Origin of the sequence: Pseudoalteromonas luteoviolacea CPMOR-1, assembly GCF_001625685.1 — a bacterium.
Lineage (GTDB): Bacteria > Pseudomonadota > Gammaproteobacteria > Enterobacterales > Alteromonadaceae > Pseudoalteromonas > Pseudoalteromonas luteoviolacea_K.
This window is the reverse complement of the sequence record NZ_AUYC01000062.1, coordinates 210,178-229,478: the sequence shown is the minus strand read 5'-3', so window position 1 is coordinate 229,478 and position 19,301 is coordinate 210,178. Positions and strand designations below refer to the sequence as shown.

The following is a 19,301-nucleotide window of genomic DNA, read 5'->3' as shown; positions in this document are numbered from 1 at the left end:
CGGTAATATCACAAAAGGCTAAAATAAAAACAAAAAGGAATGACCATGAATATCGCATCACTAAACGCAACAAGCTCACTCATCTTGATTTGCGCTGCGTTCAAGGCAAATGCCCAAGATTTTGCCACACCACAAGAAGCCATAAACTCCTATATTACGGGTGTTACACAAGGTATCGGTAAAAATGTTGAAATGGCCTTTCAAGAATCTGCAACCATTCAATTTTTTGACCAGCGCGACAACTTCAATAGTTTTAATCGCAACCAATTTATTAAACTGATAGATACTGGTAATAAGTGGCATGCAAAAGTTGAAATAACCAAACTTCTAAAAACCAAAAATGTGGCTAACGCGACTGTCGAGTTTACGTGGGGCGAACATAAGCAGCATGGCTATGTAGACTATCTAAACTTGGTTTTCGACGGCAAAAAATGGCAAGTAACCAGTAAAGTTGCGCAATATGTCCCAAGAGCACAAGACAAGTAACACGTATTTTTATCGCGCGCTCTGCTGACTTGCGTTCAACGGGTTTCGTTGCAGAACTTAAATAAAGCATCACTTACTTTATGGTCTCTGCTGTAAGTGATGTTTTAAAACGCTGGATTTAACATACCCACTCACATCATTACCCTGTAACTACAGTAAAGGTGAACTATGGATATACACTTTAAAGTTGCCACAACTCAAGACTGCACAATCATTGCTGAAATGGTTGTACAACTCACCACTGAGATTTGTCGTACAACCAACGCTAAGCACTTTAATATTGATGTGAAAAGTACCCGTGAGCGTTGTCGAGATTTGCTAGAAGATGGCCATTACTTTGCGATCATCGGCACGCTCAACCACCAGCCTGTTGCCGTCGCCACCATGACAGAAACATATGCGTTATATGCGGGAGGTAAAATAGGTGTTATTCAAGAGTTTTACGTATCGAATGAGCTCAGATCGCAGCAGGTAGGTGCTTTATTAATAGGGCAAGTCAAAGACTTTGGCCGCAAACGTGATTGGACATGCATTGAGCTCTGTACACCGCCTCTCCCTGAGTTCGAGCGCACTTTAAGCTTTTATCAACGTAATGGGTTGACTCCCGTAGGAGGACGAAAAATGCGGCAGTCGCTAATTTAGCATTAAAACCTGCACAAGAAGAGATTAACCAATTCTATTTCAGGTAGGCGCATACACAGCCTTTCTATAACATAATATAGCTCTGTCATAAACAGAGCTATATTAACAAATAAAAGACATGAACTTTATTAAGTGCCATGCCTTAATTTTTTTAAGCCCAAATAATGCTTAAAATTTATGCTAAATTTACAACCACGCGCCTTCTCAATAATGCGAAAAACACCAGTAAAAAGTTCAAGTAAAACAAGTTACCCCCGCCGCTGCTTTGAGATTGAGTGCCACTTTGTGAACTACTCTGCGACTCTTCAGAGCTAGCTTCTACATTAACAATCACAGTTTTTGTCACGGTCTCGTATGAATTGCTCTCTACAACAAATTCAACTACTGCCGTTTGGCTTTTAGCGGTTGTCGTTGCTTTCAAGGTCACAGTGTTTCCTACATTACTTGAAGAAAGGTAGATCCCATTATCAGGACTCGCATATATAAAATCATCAGACCAATATGTATCGCTGACGATTGTTTCTTTGTCTGAACTGACCATTGCTTCAATCGTCAACTCTTCACCTGCTTTCAAAGTATAACTTTCTTGTTTGAATGACACTTGAGGTAAAGGGTTACGAATATTTAGCGTCAGCGGTATGGTGTAGAATTCTGTGTTGTCCCGACCATCCGATGCTTCAATTAGATATTCATGCGTGCCCTGCTTCAATACATTGTTCCCTAAGCCAATTACAATATAATCTGAAGATGCATCATTTAATACTCCTGACTCTTGGAGCAACTCTGCCAACGCCACTTCATTAATTAACTGTTCTTGATCTAACCAAAAATCGTACTCTACCAAGTTATCCGCATAATATTCTGGCGCAGTGGTATCAACCAATGTAATTATTTGCTCAAGTGCTACAACATGACCAGCATAATCCCTGACTTCCCATTCAACTTTATATTTACCTAACATGTCATAGAAGTTAGAATTTTCCAGCACTTCAGTAGAAGCGATTGAAATATAGGGAGGTTTACTGCCATTATCGCTGATATCAAACGTTACCATATTATCGATAGGAGTCAATTTACCGATAGCTTCAAAGATCACTTCATCTTTAAAGTTACTGACACTTGGCGCTTGATTTTCACCTTTGCTGCTATCAAGAGGCGCGATGTCTTCAACATCCATCACAAGGTCTCCATCCGTATCAGCAAGATGCGCAGCGGTTCCTAATTCAAACTCTTCTAGATTAGTAAAGCCATCATTATCAAAATCTGATTGTCGATTATCTTCACTAAATACAACATCAAAATTCGAATAACCATACTCATTAATTAAAGAGAGGTATTCCCAGTAATCTGGCAATGTATCACCGTCCATATCCGACGTTTCAAATCCATTTAACGCATTTTCATCAATGTACATTAACCCCAATAGCTTAACCTGCATTGGACTGTCTGTCTCATTTCGACAACTCACGGTATATCGCTCGTAACTGTCAGCTGGTTTAGTCTTAATTATATAACCAAATGGCGCATCAGAGCTTACAGGCGAACTTCCGCCACTTCCCGACGTTAATGAACGCACTGATGAGCCGCATTGTGCACCTTCCACTGCTTGCAATTGAACATGAAGATAGGCTGCACTAAACTTGCCTCTGAACTCAATCGCCACATATTGTGAAGGTTGAATGATTGGGCTCACCAGCTCATAGAAACCAGTTTCATCATTTTGAATAAATTGGAAGTTTTGCCTCTCTGATAGCGCAACAAAATTCGGAAGTTGTGGTGTTTCAAAACGCGTTATTACCGACTCTGCATTGACAGGGACAGATTCTGGGTCTTTTGGATCGGAATTAAACCAATACTCATCACGGTCACTCACACCATCTTTATCAGTGTCTGCTCTACCATTGTCGTATGATAGAGGATCGAATCCATTATCTAACTCCCATGAATCAATAAAGCCATCTGAGTCAGAATCTGCGCCCCTAATACTCGTACCAAGCTGATATTCTTCTAGGTTAGATAAAAGGTCACTATCATAGTCAAGATGGGCATCCAAATTATCAAATCTATCTAAGTAGTTTTCCAACTCAACATGATCTGGTAATCCATCTTGGTCCGAATCGAGATCATTAGGAACCCAAATAACGTCGTCTAAATAAAAGCTCTGGGCAACATCATGTAAAGAGGGGCTATTGAACCAGATGTAGACTTCTGATACGCCATAACTTGTTGAGATTTTTTTTCTTTGTCTAAACTCATTATATTGAGATCTGGTTTCTAAATATCCGAAGGGGTCGTCTTTTGTACTGACGACAAAACCATTTGTTGAACCAAGGTCAGGATCAATGTGAGAGTAATCAAAAAATAAACTGCCTGATTTGGCAGAAGCACTGAGAATCGAGATATTTACCCTATCCCCTTTAGAAAGGCTTTTCGCTGATAGTTCAAAGCCACCCTCAAGGCGCTCTCTAAGTGCCAATTTACCATCATATGAAATAGAGATATTACTTGGTAAAAGCTGATCGTTAAAATCTACATGCCACTCAGCGTCCTTTAAACTAGGTGTGGAATCAGCACTATTGTGGTCAGAGCCAAGTTTTACTTCTTTATAATTTTCATAACCATCACTGTCCGTGTCCAGCGTACGATCACTTTGCTTTGGAGATGTGCCTTTTTCGAGCTCTAACCCGTCTGGCAGCATGTCACTGTCTGTATCGGCTAAATTATACTCGGTTCGCTCATGGTACTCTTGCAATAAAGATAAGCCATCTTTGTCTGCATCTAGTAAAGCATCAGATGCCTCATTTGGGTTAAAGCCATAAGCCAATTCCCAAGCATCTTGAAGTCCATCTTCATCGCTGTCTAAAAGATCACCATAGAGCTCTAAGTTATCAATATATGCAACATTATTGAACGGAGAAGACTCCGGACTGTGAAAAAATTGCAATAGATTTTCACCAACAGGGACCTTACTCGTTTCAAAGGTCAACCACCCATTAGTCGGCGTAGACTGATCCAAAATAGTTTCACCGTTTAACTTAACAACAAAGCTATTAGTACCCTCTAACTTGTAGTCAAATTTAACAAAACCATTCACCGCAACAAAACGTGTTTCCGCCATGTATATAATTGATTGACCAGCAGGAAAAGACTTCAACACTTGACCACCAGTATCTCTATCAGAGCTGAGGATCCACCCTCCCTCTGATTGGCTTAAATCGATTTGCTCTGGTATCACATCATTGAAGTTTGTGATCACATTTGTGTACTCTGCAAAGCTTGCATGACAATACAGCAAAGCAGCAAAAGCAGCAAAAGCAGCAAAAGCAGGAAACAGTCTACCCATATATTCAGTCTACTCGGATCAATTATTAAAAAGGTTGCAGATTGTACTGAATTACACAGCAATATCCATATCAATCAGGAAACAACTTGCTTAAACGGTAAACAAAAGTAAAATCACAACATTGCAGCTGTCGCGCCGATAAGTCGAAAGTCCATAAAGATAGCGTTTATTCATAAATCAAGACGATAATCATAGTTACGGCTACCTGCTGTAAATTGGGAAAGAAATTAACGGCAAAGTGGTTGCTTTGGTGGTTTATAATATTGTGTATATCCTACTTAATATCCTCCGCGTTAAATGAATCGCTCTTTAGTGTATATGGCATGGTATATCATAACGTCGCGCTTAAAGCTTCTCCAAGAACTAACTATGATGCACACACGGTGATTCAACCTATCGTTCACTATTTAACCTGTAATTTTTGACACTTTAATTAACTGCCAATCTCGGGTAGTTTTATTCCCAATCGCTTTTACCACCTTCAATACAACATAAGGAAATTAAGGAGAATTAAATGTTAAAAGCAGTTTTAAAGGGATCCCTAGCAGCACTTTTATTTAGCTCAATGAGCTATGCTGATGTACAGAGTGAAATCACACACTCACCATGGAAAGATAGTTTTAATGTGTATTCATATTTAAAGTCACCAACAGGAGAATGTCTAACACAGTGGGACGGCTCATCTTGCGGCAGTAATGCTTATTCCGTTACACAGTTTTCTAAGAGAGATGGATTCAATGGCTTTAGTTTTAGGCTCTCTTGGGCCGATGTAGAAATAGATATTGACCAAAATGGTACAAACGAAACCGTAAGTAAATATTCAGGTAACTTAGGGACTTACACAGCAAAACACTATCCAACAGCCGTCGAACACAACAATAATGTTTACTTTGTCCACTCAGGCCCTGTGGTGGTGGAAGGGCTGGGTAAATACGGCTCAACGAGTGGCGGAGGCAGAAGCATATCTTCTTTTAAACGCTCAGATGGTAAAACGAATGCGTTAGGCATATATGTTTCTAAACTAAATCCAGCCAGTAATAAAGTCACCAAGCCGACGCTCGTCCACATGTTGTACAAGGATGACCCGCATCAAAATGCCGTACTAAACGTCGATGCACAGGGCTATATCTATATTTTAATTGCAGGATCAGCTGCAAATTCCGGCTCATTTATTTTTAGAAGTAAATACCCGAATAATATCGACGACTTTGTCGATGTCTCCCCCGCTACTTTTGACTACAGCCAAACGGACCCCTTTAAAAACAATAGCAGTAAACCGCTCTATAGAGGCATTACCTACCCCAAACTATTTTGGGTACCCGACGGGTATTTTAGAGTGATTTACACCATGCATTGCAAAAACCGAACGTATAATACCGATCCTTGCAATGGAAAAGCGAGAAATGCACTCATCACTGCAGAGCTACACCCCAACGGCACAAACCCAATACAAATGAAAAACGTTAAAGTATTAGCCAGTTACAGAGGTAACTATGTTGTGGGTAATGCGAAAGGTAATGATATTGTCCTAGCCTTCAATATATATCTCAATGAAGATGTACATGGCGGGAGTATCGACGATAGAACAAACTTATATTACATGCACTCATCGGATGGTGGGTTGAGCTGGCAAAACGCGAAAAATCAAAATATTCAGGTCCCAATTCAATCAGAAGCGGACTATGAGCAAATTGTCGCGAGAAAGTATTTTCGTGAAGGAGAGCCTGTCACACGCAAAATATTTATGAAGGACATTAATTTTACTGGCAGTGGTGCAAACAAAAAACCTATGATTTTATATGTCGGAGTAACTCATAATGGCACCAGTATTGATGCAAGCTTAACAGCCCACCATTATTTAGCAAAGTCCTTCTATGATGGCTATAACTGGTCTCAGGAAAAAATCAGTAACGATGTTGACCACAGCTATTCATCTGGCACCTTGGTGCTCTCAGATCCAAATAAAAACGCTTACAATGTATACTTCCCACAAACCCCTGATCATGCGGTACATGGCGATTTAAAAAATTTAGATACCAGTTATAACAATGCACTCGCTGGTGGTGCCATCGCTGTGATGGCGACAAAAGGCAGTGATGCATATCAGGGTGAGGGACATGCAAGCAGACTGACCGAGAAGCTAATACACCCTCGAGTAGGTAGTCCAGATACTTATTTTGCCGAGTTATGTGAGTTTAACTATATTCGTTCGATTCACAATGCGTCTGCCCATTCTAAGTTCGTCGCAATTGCCGCGGGTGGTAATCCATATCAATATTCCGACCACAACCCATTGGTATTAGTAAACAGGAATAAAACAGTGACATCAGCATTACCGCTTAATATCACATCTGTCGACAGTAACAATATGACAAATTTAACCCGATACACGAGCTGTAAAACACTGAAATAAAATATTAAATTAGGCCACTTACATGATAAAACCCTACAAGTGGCCTAATTTGCTTACATATCTACAAGCGCATCTTCTAGATCGTTTTTATGCACCCGACTCACACTGCGCTCAATCAACCTTGCAACAAACCACACAAACACCTCAGTTTGTCCTTTTAACAAGCAACCTGCATGGCAGATATTTTCGAGCAAGGCCTGGACATTGCCAGATAATAAAGCGCTTAACGCTTCACTACTTGTCATATGCAACTCACAACCCGCTAAGCCGCTCACCTCATCGCATACACTATATGCTCGACCATTTTTAACTGCCAAAGTTACTGGGGCATTGGCTGAATTAAGGAAAACAGATATCGTAAGTTCAGGCTGTGGCTTTTCTTCACTTGGCAAATTTCCATTAAGATAACGGACGAACTCTTCTCGCCAACTTTTTAGACTGAGCAATTCGGTGTCTGATTTAACATACTGTTCAATCAAGGTTTGCCGAGCAGAATTACAATAGTAAGTATTCACTTCTTTCTCAGATTCAATGAGCGCATTCACCGTATAATCAATGTCTTCGTAGGTATGAGATGCTGAGCAAATAAAACGTAATCGACCACGACCCTTTTCAACAATCGGATAAGTTACAGCTAAAGTTTGCACCCCACGCTGATACAAGCTCCGGACAATCGCATATAACTTGTCTTTGTCTCCAAAATGCGGCGTTATTATCGGCCCGTCACCAGTCCCTAAATCAAAGCCTGCTTGCAATAGTTTTTGGCGCATATAACGCGTTCTGTCCCAAAGTTGGACCCGCATTGAATCATCATTTTGTAAAATACGTAAAGATGTCAGTGCCGCAGCGATATCAGCAGGACTAATCGAAGCTTGGAAAATATAAGCTCTCGATGCTGATTTAAGTAAATTGACGTGCTTTTCACTGGCAGCGATCACCCCACCAATGCTCCCCATCGCTTTACTTAAAGTCGTCATAATAAAATCAACTTGGTCGCTCACACCTTGTTCTGCACACACACCCGCTCCTTTCTCGCCATAAAACCCAAAAGAATGTGCTTCATCTACCAATACTAAAGCATCATATTGCTTCGCAGTTTTCACGATATCTGCAACAGGTGCGGTACCCTCGCCCATGCTATAGACACTTTCTAACACCACTAATGTTGTGCGATATGCCGATTGCTCTTGTGATAACACATTGGCTAAATCATCTTTATCATTGTGTTTAAAGGTGCGGATTGTGGCGCCACTGAGTCTTGCACCATCAACGATTGAGGCATGACAGAGTTGATCAATAACTACGATGTCATTTGCACTCAGAATGCCAGATATGGCGCCAAGGTTTGCCGTATATCCAGTAGGAAATAGACAAGCACTGTCTTTGCCAACCAGCTTTGCAAACGCTTTCTCAAATTCAACATGTTGATCAGTCATGCCAGTGGCTGCAGCAGAAATCCCCATACCAGTGCCGTAATTATGCAGTGCATCAGTCGCTTGCTTAATGACTTGAGGATCACGGTTAAGACCAAAGTACAAATTCGTCGACCAAATGATTGATGCTCGTTGTTCGTCGTTATAGCTGTCTCCAATTAGGCCTTTAGACGCACTGCCCGTGCGCAAAATTTTTCCGTATGGATTTATCTCCAAACGATTCACCATGCTCAAGATTGCCTCAACCAATAGACTTTTGTCGTCTATGCTCCAAGCTTGTACGCTTGCACAGCCAAATGTTGGATGACTAGACTGCAATAACGTTTGAAACTGACTCAAAGTCTCACTGGTATGTGGCGTTTTTTCTGCAGGGGAATGGGTTTGTTCAGCTAATAAATGTTCAGCGAGCATAGTGATTGTTGGAAACGTTAAAATCATCGCTGGCGTTAAAGATGTGTCAAATATCTTATTTAACCTGTTGGTAAGTTCAATCAAATTCAACGAGTCTACGCCAAGGCTTTCAAAGCTTGCATCATGCTCGACAAGCATGCCATCTTTAATACCTAAAAGCGTCGCGACCACCTGTTGAATACGCGCGATCATATCTGCACTTTGACCTGATACAACAGGCTCATTCTTAGCCAAAGGTTGGGTTAGATTTGCAGCCCTGACTTGCGCCAAGCTAGGTAGATTGCCGCGATCTAGCTTATCATTTGGTAAAAGTGGTAAGCAGTCTAAAGACATAAACAAATGCGGTACCATGTATTTTGGTAACCGCGTTTGTAGCTGTGACTTTAACGCCTCATGATCTGGCGCTTCAGGCTGTTCTACAATGTACGCAACAAGTAGCTTTTGCCCTGTATCAGTCTCTAGTGCACTTACCGCCGCTGCATTTATAAACGGTAACGATTCTAAGGTTGACTCAATCTCACCCAGTTCAATTCTAAATCCTCGTATCTTTACCTGTTGATCTATTCTCCCTAAAAACTCTATTTCCCCGTCGTCGGTCCATCGGCACAAATCGCCCGTTCTGTATACCCTTTGTTTGAGTGATTGGTGATCCACATTAATTTCAACAAACCGTTCTAGCGTCTGCTGAACATCATTTAAATAGCCTCGGGCTAACTTATCTCCACTCAGACAAAGCTCTCCTGCCATGCCCTCACTCACAGGATTGAGGGTTTCATCGAGGATATAGGCTGCTGAGTTTTCTACAGGCTTTCCGATAGTGATGGTTTGCTCACCCACATCGATAAATTTAAGTGTAGAAAAAACAGTATCTTCTGTCGGACCATAAGCATTAATCACACGAGGCCTGGGAATAAGTGCATGTACTTTATTTACTAATGATAGCTTGAGCGCTTCACCTCCAAAAACAATACATTCGATATTCTCAGGCAAGGAACCTGAATTGAGTATGGTCTGCATTGATGAGGGCACCATTACACAAGCTTTGACCCGGTTTGCATGTGGTAAGGTCGTCAACTCAAGCGCATTTTCAGCCAATAAAACGGTCCCACCCAATGATAATGTGCCCAACGTTTCCATCACTGACGTATCAAAACAGACTGACGCAGCCGCGAGCACACCTTGAAGCTCGGTTGGACCAAATACACAACTAAGCGCTTTACTCATCGCAATTAAGCTGTGATGCTCAACGGCAACGCCTTTTGGCTTGCCCGTCGAACCAGATGTATAAATCACATAAGCCAAATCTTCGCTGTTTATATCTGTTTTTGGTTCAATACACTGTTGGGATAAATCGAGCGTATCTAAACAAATATGCGTTTTGACTTTTGCACACAACGCAGCAGTATCAACACTATCGACAATCGCAGCCTGAGCCCTAGAATGAGAGAGCATGTATTCCACACGACTGCTTGGGTAGTTCGGATCAAGAGGAATGTACGCACAACCCGCCTTATGTATGCCAATCATCGCAGCGATCAATTGCCACTTTCTTGCCATACACACCGCTATCAACGAGCCTCTTGGGGTATTCTGCGCGTCAATTTCAACCGCAATTGCCCAAGCTGCAAGCATCATCTTTTCATAGCTGATCTCCTCTGTCCCATCTATTATTGCCGTGCGATCCGGCGTCTGTTGTGATTGCCAATTTATCAGTTCATAGACTGTCTTATGCTCAAAGTGCGCAACATCACTCACCGAATTATTTTTTGCCTTATGCATTTTCGTTTCCTTCTATCGCTTTTTTGTGGGATTAATTATTCTTATACACGGTATAAAAGGTATCAGAGTGCTATGTCAATTGCGCACAAATTAATGAGAATTCAGAATAAGAGGACATAAGCAAATGGCTGTATTTACACCCAAAAGTTATAGTGGCGCAGTCAATCTAGACTGCCAGTGTAGGTAGCTTGGAAATAAGTTGGACTGACGCTGTATAGGTGTAACGCTAGAAAAATAAAAAGCCAGACAAAGGCGGCTGTTTATATGATTTAAACCGATTAACTTTCGAGGCGTTGCACCAACTGGAGCCACGCCGGCTTTTAACTTGAAGAGGTGCCTTTATTTGATGCACCTCACAACACGTTTAATGATATTTATACACTCATGCTGCGAATTTCAGCGCGGCTTGGCGCTTGCTGTGAACTATAGGTTTCCAGTTGTACATCATCACCAAACACATCATTGAGCATCGCTTTAAAGTCCTCTGGTGACCTATCAAAGTCCAATGTAAACAGAGATTTGAGTTGCTCTCGATCAACACCACGCTGATCAGCCATGGTAGTCAACGCTTGGCCTACATCAGCAAACCCCTGATCATCCATACTGCCGACCACTTGACCACCTACACGAAATACTGCTGTTTGAGGCGTCTGATCGAACATCAGCTTTCTTCGATATGCTTGATCTTGCGCCAACATCTCATTGAACTCAGTTTCTTTTTGAATAGCGACTTGCTCTTGAGAGTAGGCTTGGTAAGAGCTGCCATTAAACATTTCAAAGACCTCAGCATTTGTTGGCCCTTCACCTTGTTCAAAAAATTCGACTTCACCACTTCCTGGGTAATGCTGCTCAACCAATGACTTCAACTTCTCCACGTCACCGCCAGCCTGACGGAACAAATCCTGTACCCCACTTCGACCAGCGTAAGAACCATCCCCACGTAAATAGGCCATGACTTGACCGTCAATCTTGATCATGCCAACAACATCTTGCTGTTCACCATTTTGCTTATAATAGTCAGCTAAGTCTGCTTGCTTGTGCGACAGCGGGCGCATGTCTTGATTGAGAATAGCCAACTGTTCTTGATCTGCTACTTTGACATTTTCCGGCGAGATTTGATAAGTCAAATTGGTTTTGCCCTCAAGGCGAGTAGAAAAAGACGCCTCATGTGATGACGTACTCGACTCTTTGACTGATTGGTCGTGTTTTACAGATTGAGTGCGATTGTAGTAGGACTCCCCCGCACCTAAATAATGGGAAATTTGCATAATTCAGCTCCTTTTGAGATTCTGTCTAGAGTGTCTTGGCTGCGTAGTTGCTCCTCTCAACTAAAAGCAGATAAAACGTACAGAATAATATAAGCAAATTCCGGACCATCCGTGCCTTATCGCCCCAACGGCAAAGTTGTGCAATAAGTTCAGACTTGAGGGGGAACGCCGTGCATAAACACTTTAGGTAATGGGCAAACTTTTGCCAGTCTGGCCGCAGCGTGCTCACTGTATTGCCGCGACCAATTAACACATCAACAATTATTGCTCTGTTAAAGAACGAGCAAACATATCTCGCACCGGTTGCATCATGTAAGCCATTAACGTCTGTTCACCAGTTTTAATGTGGACTTCCGCAGGCATCCCAGGTAACAACGACACGCCTGCATTTAATAAACGCTCCTGACTATCTGGTAGCACAGAGATTCGTGCAAGGTAATAAGGATAGTCCTGCTGCTGGTCCGTTAATTTATCTGCGGACACGCTCAAAACCTCCCCATATAAAACCATCGTTTTTGCCTGCTTTAAGGTACTAAACCTCAGATCAACGTGTTGCCCTGGGGTCAAACGGCTGACTTCTGCAGGCGATACCCTCGCATCGACAATCAACGCATCTTCTTCTGGCACGAGCTCCAGGATCGTCTCTGCTGGCATGATCACACCGCCGATTGTATGTACAGATGTACCCAATACCCTTCCAGCCACAGGGGCAACAATATCACTTCGAGTCAATTTTTCTAAAAGCGCTTTTCTGCGCTCTGTCTTATCCAAAATAAGACTCTGCACTTCATCTAACTGCGAGGTAGTATCGAGTAAAAACTGCCTAGACAATTGCAATATTTGTAGTTCTGTCTCACCACTTTGAATTTCCAAGCTGGCAATTTGAGAGCGATGCTCCGCGACTTCTCCTTCAATCTCAGCTTTGAGCCTTTCAATATGCCTCACTTGTTGTTTACTGCTGTACCCTCTATCCGCCAGCTTGCCGAAATCCTCAAGCTCAAGTTGGTAAGACTGTATTCTCGCTTGTTTACTCGTGATTAAGGCTTTCAGACCTAGCTTTGACGCCTGCAATTGTTCAATCTTGTTCTGTAATATCTGTTGCTCTCCCAAACGGGAGTCTCGAGATGCATGAAACACAGCCAATTGACTAGCATAGATCTCTGTGCCAACAGGCCCATTAGCGTTAAGCTTTGAGAAATCAGGCTCACTGTCATTATTTCGCTCCGCCACTAATCGACTTTGCAATGCCATCGCAGATAAAATTTCGGTATCTAATATTTGTATCTGCGCTTCTAGCTGTGTTTTGTCTAAAGTCAGAAGCAATTGATTTTGAGCTACAAACTGACCCTCCTTAGCATGTATCTCACTCACTATTCCGCCTTCCAGATGCTGAACTTTCTTCCTGAATCCTTCGACGGTAACCGTTGCCGGTGCCACAACGGCACTGTCTAGTGGCGCAAACCCAGCCCATCCACCAAAGATGAGTAACATGACCATCGCCAATGCATACCCAACCCTTCGAAGTGACTTATCACAATAATTGCTTTGCTTCACAGGCGTACTTTTATGCATATTTGTTTGCTCCATTACGCTTCCTGCGGACTAACTGCTTTTGGCGGTGTCGCCGAGCTATTTCTAGTCCCATTTAATCGAGCCAAAACCTGATCTCTTGGTCCCCCTAAAGTAATTGCACCTGAATTCATCACCAATACAGAGTCAACGGCTTTTAAAATCAGATTTTTATGTGAAATAATCAACACAGTGACAGACGCGTCTTTGAGTTTTTGCAAAGCGCCAATAAGCGCTTTTTCACCACTGTCATCTAGGCTGGCATCAGGTTCATCAAGCACGATAAATTTTGGTTCTCCAAATACCGCTCTTGCCAACCCAATCAATTGCCTCTGACCACCGGATAACATGCATCCACCATGGCCTATTTGCGTGTTATAGCCATCAGGTAAATTCAATATAAATCGATGTAAACCCACAAGTTGAGCCGCCCGATAGATAGACTCTTCATTTACATCTTGAAAGCGAGAAATATTTTGTGCGACCGTCCCATCAAACAACTCAACGTCTTGTGGTAAGTACCCCAAATACTGCCTATCATGTTCATGTAACTGAGAAATAGATGCCCCATCTAACCTCACTTCACCGCTGCTCAAAGGGATCAAGCCTAACATCGCTTTAACTAAAGTAGACTTACCAGCTCCACTGGGCCCTATCAATGCAGCGGACTCACCTGGTTTAAGCGTAAAACTGACCGCCTTAATAATTGGATTACCACTGCTGTGTGCATGCACGATCACACGCTGCGCTTCTACTGCGCCTGCCAGTGTGGGTAGTGTCATTCTCTTATCGTCGATTGGAAAATCATGCAAAGCATTTGACAGCCTTGTAAACTGCTCTCTCGCATTAAAGAACAAGCGCCACGCACCAATAAGTTGATCTACGGGAGCCAAAGCGCGACCCAATAACAAAGATCCTCCAATCATTAACGCTGGTGTTAAATCTTGCTGGATCACCAAATAAGCGCCTAACCCTAAAATACCTGATTGCAACGCAAACCTAAGAGACTTGGTTAGTGCAGCAAAAACATTACCACGACGGCTGCTCACATACTGGCTATATGCAGCACGATCCACATGGGCTTGCCATCGATTGGTAATGGTATCTGTCATGCCCATTGCAACAATTGCTTCTGCATTTCTCAGACATGCTTGATTATAAGCTGCTGCCCGCATGCCATTCACATTCGCCTCTTTTTGAACCCGGCGACTACTCCATTCATTAAGCATTGAGAGTATGACTAACAATATCAATGCACACAGTGCAAACCACCCCAATGCGGGATGCATTAGAAACATCACCAAAAGATATAATGGCACCCAAGGAGCATCAAAAAGTGCACCAACAGCGGGGTTCGCCAAAAACTGACGCAGTCCACTGAGATCCTGTAACGGTTGGCCAGCCTCTGCAACTGAATTACTTGAAAGGTACTTTCTAAATGTAATCGCAAATACTCGACTGCCCAAACGCTGAGATATTCGATGACTCGCACGTAACAACAGCGTATTTCGGATCCAATCAAACCCACCCATAAATATAAATAAAATTGCGGCTATTGCAGACAAGGCAATCAAAGTCGAGATGCTATGATTCATTACAACTCGATCGTATACTTGGAGCATATAAAATGCAGGCACGAGCATTAATAGATTCAGAAAACCACTGAATACCGCAACGGCCAAAAAGCTCCTACCCATACCTACTATTTCATTTTTTAATTCAGAAGACCGCAAAACTTCCCCACTTAGATAATCTCTATTCTCTTAGATTTCAAAATCAAAACATAAGCACTATTTATATTACAATTACACTTGACCAAGCAAATTTATTATATAAAAATCAAAAAACGCAAGGAAATAAAAATATTTTAATTGCGTTTTTTAAAACAACTATTAAATTATACTTAAAGGAGTTAATTATGGCCGGTGAAACTTTGACACAAGGTAATGATATTTATATTTCTAACCTAGTTCCAACTGGTGGTGAAACTGCCAACTCAATTATGGCACTAGGTGGTGACGACCAAGTGCAAGGTAATCAATATGTTGACTATATTCACGGTGGTAACGGCAACGACCAACTGTGGGGTATGGGCGGTGACGATGTTCTGTTAGGCGAAGCAGGCAACGACAGTCTTAATGGCGGCAGTGGTAACGATTTACTACTCGGTGGTGAAGGCAACGATATACTATACGGTGACACAGGCAGTGACCGCCTTTGGGGTGGCACAGGTGATGATAGCTACATTGTCAAAACACACTTTTCTGGCGGTGTTGATATGATTAATGATGATAAGTCACCAACAGGCCAAACTGGTTTTGGTGGAGGCAACGACCTATTATTTATGAAAGACGTTGCTTTGGCTGATTTATTTGTCACACGTAACGGCAATAACCTGATGGTTACTACCAAAGCAGATGCGGAAGATGGTCAACAAAATACAGGCGTTATTATTGAAGACTTCTTCTTAGGTGGTAATAATGTCGTTGAAAAGATCTTAACATCTGATGGCTATGAAATAGACACTACTGTGTGGCTATAATAGTTACTTAAGGGTACTTCATATGTACCCTTTCCAAGGTTTTAATTAAAAATTGACCTCAAAACTCGTTTAAAAACCACAACTATTTTAGATATTAAGTTGTAAAAATCCGAACAACAATTTGACGAGAAAAGAAATTTAATAAATTTAAATTACAAATAAAATAACAACCCATACCAACAGCACCAACAAACCATCATTTATAAATAAACCAGTCTCACTATGACAACTAAAAAATAGAAATAAGTTTCCAAAAAAACAACCAAAGAATGATTTCATCATTAATACTGTGCTTGGCATATAAACACTGGATAATTTAGCTACAAATAGCTGAGTTATTTTAAAACCAAACCACCCACATCACTTTTTCAGTATCTTTAAAAACACTTATAATTCATAAAATAAAGTGACAAACTTAAAATAATATCTGTTTTTTACGAGCAAAGACGAGCATCTCCAAATCTGATGAAAATAACTAAGAACGATTGACCTACTACTTTGTATAGTTTAGTCAATCTGATATGCCCGCCATGAGATCATCAAAGGGAATAAGTGACAAAAATCCTATTTGTTCAAGTTGTATAGCTTGATATCATTACCCTGAATTGGAAGACCCCCTAAAAAATGGAGCTATAATGAAAAAATCTCTTCTCGCACTTGTTACCGGTACTGCCATTGCGTCAGGCGGCTACTTTATTGCGCAACAAGACAGTAATCCCGAGCAATTACCGCAATTGGACTATGTACCAGCTGATACCTTATTTCTTTGGTCTCAACTGAGAGGTCTTCCCTATCTGCAGTATTTAGACGTGCTGCCTGACAGCTATAAAAATACGCACCAGTTTGAGGAAATTATTGCATCAATGGAAAGCGAAGAAGTAGACGCTAATGGACGCTTTCTACTCAACGTGCTCAAGCAATACTCCGACAGCATGGTATCATCTGAAAGCTTTAAAGATACATGGGGCGTCAACAATGATTTCAAGGCATTAGTTTACACTGTTGGCTTACTACCGGTATTGCGTGCAGAGCTTGGTGATCCAGAGGTGTTCAAAGCCACCATAAAACTAGCCGCTGATAATGCTGGTCTGAGATACGAAGAGACGCAGATAGACAACCACCCAGTTACTAAATATGTTATTGAAACCGAAAGTGAGCGCATATTTGATTTGCTTGTAACAAGCAGTGGGAATTGGGTAACATTAACAATAGATACACCGTTTAACCAACCCAACGATGTAAAAATAGCATTAGGGTTAACTCAACCATTACACCCGCTCAGCAATAGTGGAAAAGTCGAAGGTTATATACAAGATCATCAACTAGATGGACATAGCCTGGCTTATCTTGATACTCAGCTTATTGTCGACATGCTGACAGCCAAAAACCCAGACAATCAAGCCACTCAAATGCTGGATAAACTGACTAGTTTGGCAGAAGCGGAAGGTGTTTTTGACAGCATCAGAACGCCTGAGTGCCAACAAGACTTCTCTGACATCACGCAAAAATGGCCTGCCATTATTTCTGGAACACAAAAAATTGAAATCACCAATCAGTTTGCTGATATTCTCGTTTCGACAGTGATTGCATCTACCGATACCAAAATACTGACTGCACTACAAAACATGCGTGGATTTTTGCCTCAACATACACAGAGTGATAACAATGCTATCATGACCGCCGGTTTTGGCATTAATGCCAGCCAGCTATCCCCTTCCGTTAATACATTATGGGCGGCATTTAGCAGTGCCGAATTCAAATGTGCACAGCTTGCGTCACTACAAGGGAAAACAAAAGATGCTAACCCTGCGCCGCTAGCTATGGTCACTGGCATGTTAGGATCATTTAAAGGTGTGAGTGCCACTATATTCGATATGGACGCAGCGATGTTCAATCAGGCACATACCATTGATGCAACCTCTTTAGATACTTTAATAACCGTATCTGCAGACGACGCACTGGCGTTGTTTAATATGGCAAAAAGTTTTACACCTGAATTTGCATCATTAACTTTACCCAGTGATGGCACAGCCATCGAAATGAATGATTACCTTCCACCAGGGATCACCATATCAAAACCTGTTTACTTAGCGCTAAAAGGGCAACACTTGGCTCTATACACAGGCGATATGGCTAAGCAAGCTGCGGATAGTTTAAGTAATCAAGCTGTTATCGCCAATGGTATAGCCAATTTTGGTATTGATAGCGGTAAAATACTACCAATGATGCTTAAGGCTGCGGAGCAGACCGGTGAACCTATTCCCGATGACCTTAAAGATATGTTTGATCAAGATGGTAAAATGCACATGCAATACGATATTAATGACAAAGGCATCGTACTTGATTTCGCACTTAAAATCGACCAGTAGTAACAAAAGAGGCTAAGGTACCGTCACCTTAGCCTCTAAATCATAGCCTTATGAAATTTGGTTTATGATCACTTTAGGCCTTTAACAAGCGGCATGCCGTTAGTACCAACGGGTATATAAACCGTTGTATGGTTTGGTGATTCAGCCATTTTAAGCTGGGCATTAATTGCCTCATGCTGTAAATAATTTTCGGTCAACGTGGAATTGATAATTTTTTGTGCTTGAGCAATACCTTTGGCTTCCTCAATACGTATTTCTGCATCCTTTTTAGCTATTTGCTTTTGCGTTTCTTTTTCAGAGAGTAGTTGCTGGGCTGCAAGCTTTTTCTCAACGGCTTTTGCAACGATATCTGGGTAATTAATGTTACCCACGACAATGTTTTTAACTTCAAAAGGAGTAGCATTTAAATAGGTTTGTAATTTAATGGTGACTTCTTTTGCAATATCATCTCGACGAGCCTTCAACTCTCCACTATCAAACTTTTGCACTGCATTACGCACATATGTTCTGAATGTTTCTCTAACAAAACGCTCATACCAATGTTTTCCACCGTAGTTTTCTACCACGGCCTTAACGGTGCCCGCTCTAATTGAAACGACAGCATGAAAGTCAAAAACGATATTTAAATCATCATTGGCCAAAATTCTAAATTTTTCAGTATAGGTATTCGGGCGCATGTCTATATTGATCACTTCATTACGTAAGACAGACATACCATAGTTACTTGGTCCCTGGAGTGAACCTTGATAACCGCCAGATCCAAACATTCTTGGTTTTTCGTAAACGTACCCCTCATGACCAGCTGGCGTACTTGGGTTACTACACGAGCCTAACCCAAAAAGGAAAAATACAATAACGGCAACAATACTAAAAATAGTACCAATTGGTGCAGATTTTTTTGCAAACATAATGAACTTTTGTTGAACTTAAAGCATCTATTTTACGTGTTATGCTAATAAATACAATTCAAGTAAACCATGCTGTGATATTAATAAAGACACTTTGATATAAAATAAGCAAAAAATATTAAATATATTAATACGTTA

At 41.4% G+C, this 19,301-nt stretch carries 11 protein-coding genes; 5 read left to right on the top strand and 6 right to left on the bottom strand.

All coding sequences use genetic code 11. The features are described 5' to 3' along the window. Positions 1-45 precede the first annotated feature (45 nt). Together N473_RS21850 and N473_RS21845 are read left to right on the top strand one after the other, a co-directional pair. A complete protein-coding gene (locus N473_RS21850; protein WP_063369767.1) occupies positions 46-486 on the top strand; it encodes a nuclear transport factor 2 family protein in 441 nt (146 codons plus the stop codon). Positions 487-654: 168 nt separating this feature from the next. Next, positions 655-1,128: a GNAT family N-acetyltransferase gene (locus tag N473_RS21845; RefSeq protein WP_063369766.1), complete on the top strand. Its 474-nt coding sequence runs from the start codon at positions 655-657 to the stop codon at positions 1,126-1,128. Between the two features lie 175 nt (positions 1,129-1,303). On the opposite strand, the gene N473_RS21840 is transcribed toward N473_RS21845, so the two are convergent. Next, complete coding sequence (locus N473_RS21840) at positions 1,304-4,471, bottom strand: hypothetical protein (RefSeq protein ID WP_063369765.1); 3,168 nt, start codon at positions 4,469-4,471, stop codon at positions 1,304-1,306. Positions 4,472-4,985: 514 nt separating this feature from the next. Between N473_RS21840 and N473_RS21835 the strand changes: the two genes are divergently transcribed. Further along, a complete protein-coding gene (locus N473_RS21835; RefSeq protein ID WP_063369764.1) occupies positions 4,986-6,884 on the top strand; it encodes a BNR-4 repeat-containing protein in 1,899 nt (632 codons plus the stop codon). Positions 6,885-6,937: 53 nt separating this feature from the next. Here the strand turns inward: N473_RS21835 and N473_RS21830 are convergent, their stop codons facing one another. The 4 genes from N473_RS21830 to N473_RS21815 form a co-directional block, all read right to left on the bottom strand. Further along, positions 6,938-10,507 carry an amino acid adenylation domain-containing protein gene (locus N473_RS21830; RefSeq protein ID WP_081221351.1) on the bottom strand — a complete coding sequence of 1,190 codons (3,570 nt, stop codon included), beginning with the start codon at positions 10,505-10,507 and terminating at the stop codon, positions 6,938-6,940. 374 nt (positions 10,508-10,881) lie between these two features. Beyond that, positions 10,882-11,775, bottom strand: coding sequence for a hypothetical protein (locus tag N473_RS21825; RefSeq protein ID WP_063369763.1), 894 nt, complete (start codon positions 11,773-11,775; stop codon positions 10,882-10,884). A 261-nt stretch (positions 11,776-12,036) separates the two neighbouring features. Further along, positions 12,037-13,362 carry an HlyD family type I secretion periplasmic adaptor subunit gene (locus tag N473_RS21820; protein WP_081221349.1) on the bottom strand — a complete coding sequence of 442 codons (1,326 nt, stop codon included), beginning with the start codon at positions 13,360-13,362 and terminating at the stop codon, positions 12,037-12,039. Further along, positions 13,362-15,041, bottom strand: coding sequence for a type I secretion system permease/ATPase (locus N473_RS21815; RefSeq protein WP_063369762.1), 1,680 nt, complete (start codon positions 15,039-15,041; stop codon positions 13,362-13,364). Before N473_RS21815 ends, N473_RS21820 begins: the two co-directional genes overlap by 1 nt. Positions 15,042-15,262: 221 nt before the next feature. Between N473_RS21815 and N473_RS26925 the strand changes: the two genes are divergently transcribed. Both N473_RS26925 and N473_RS21805 read left to right on the top strand, forming a co-directional pair. Beyond that, complete coding sequence (locus tag N473_RS26925; RefSeq protein WP_052262413.1) at positions 15,263-15,886, top strand: calcium-binding protein; 624 nt, start codon at positions 15,263-15,265, stop codon at positions 15,884-15,886. Between the two features lie 635 nt (positions 15,887-16,521). Beyond that, positions 16,522-18,255, top strand: coding sequence for a hypothetical protein (locus N473_RS21805; RefSeq protein ID WP_063369761.1), 1,734 nt, complete (start codon positions 16,522-16,524; stop codon positions 18,253-18,255). Between the two features lie 68 nt (positions 18,256-18,323). On the opposite strand, the gene N473_RS21800 is transcribed toward N473_RS21805, so the two are convergent. Beyond that, positions 18,324-19,163: an SPFH domain-containing protein gene (locus N473_RS21800; RefSeq protein WP_063369760.1), complete on the bottom strand. Its 840-nt coding sequence runs from the start codon at positions 19,161-19,163 to the stop codon at positions 18,324-18,326. Between the last annotated feature and the right edge of the window lie 138 nt (positions 19,164-19,301).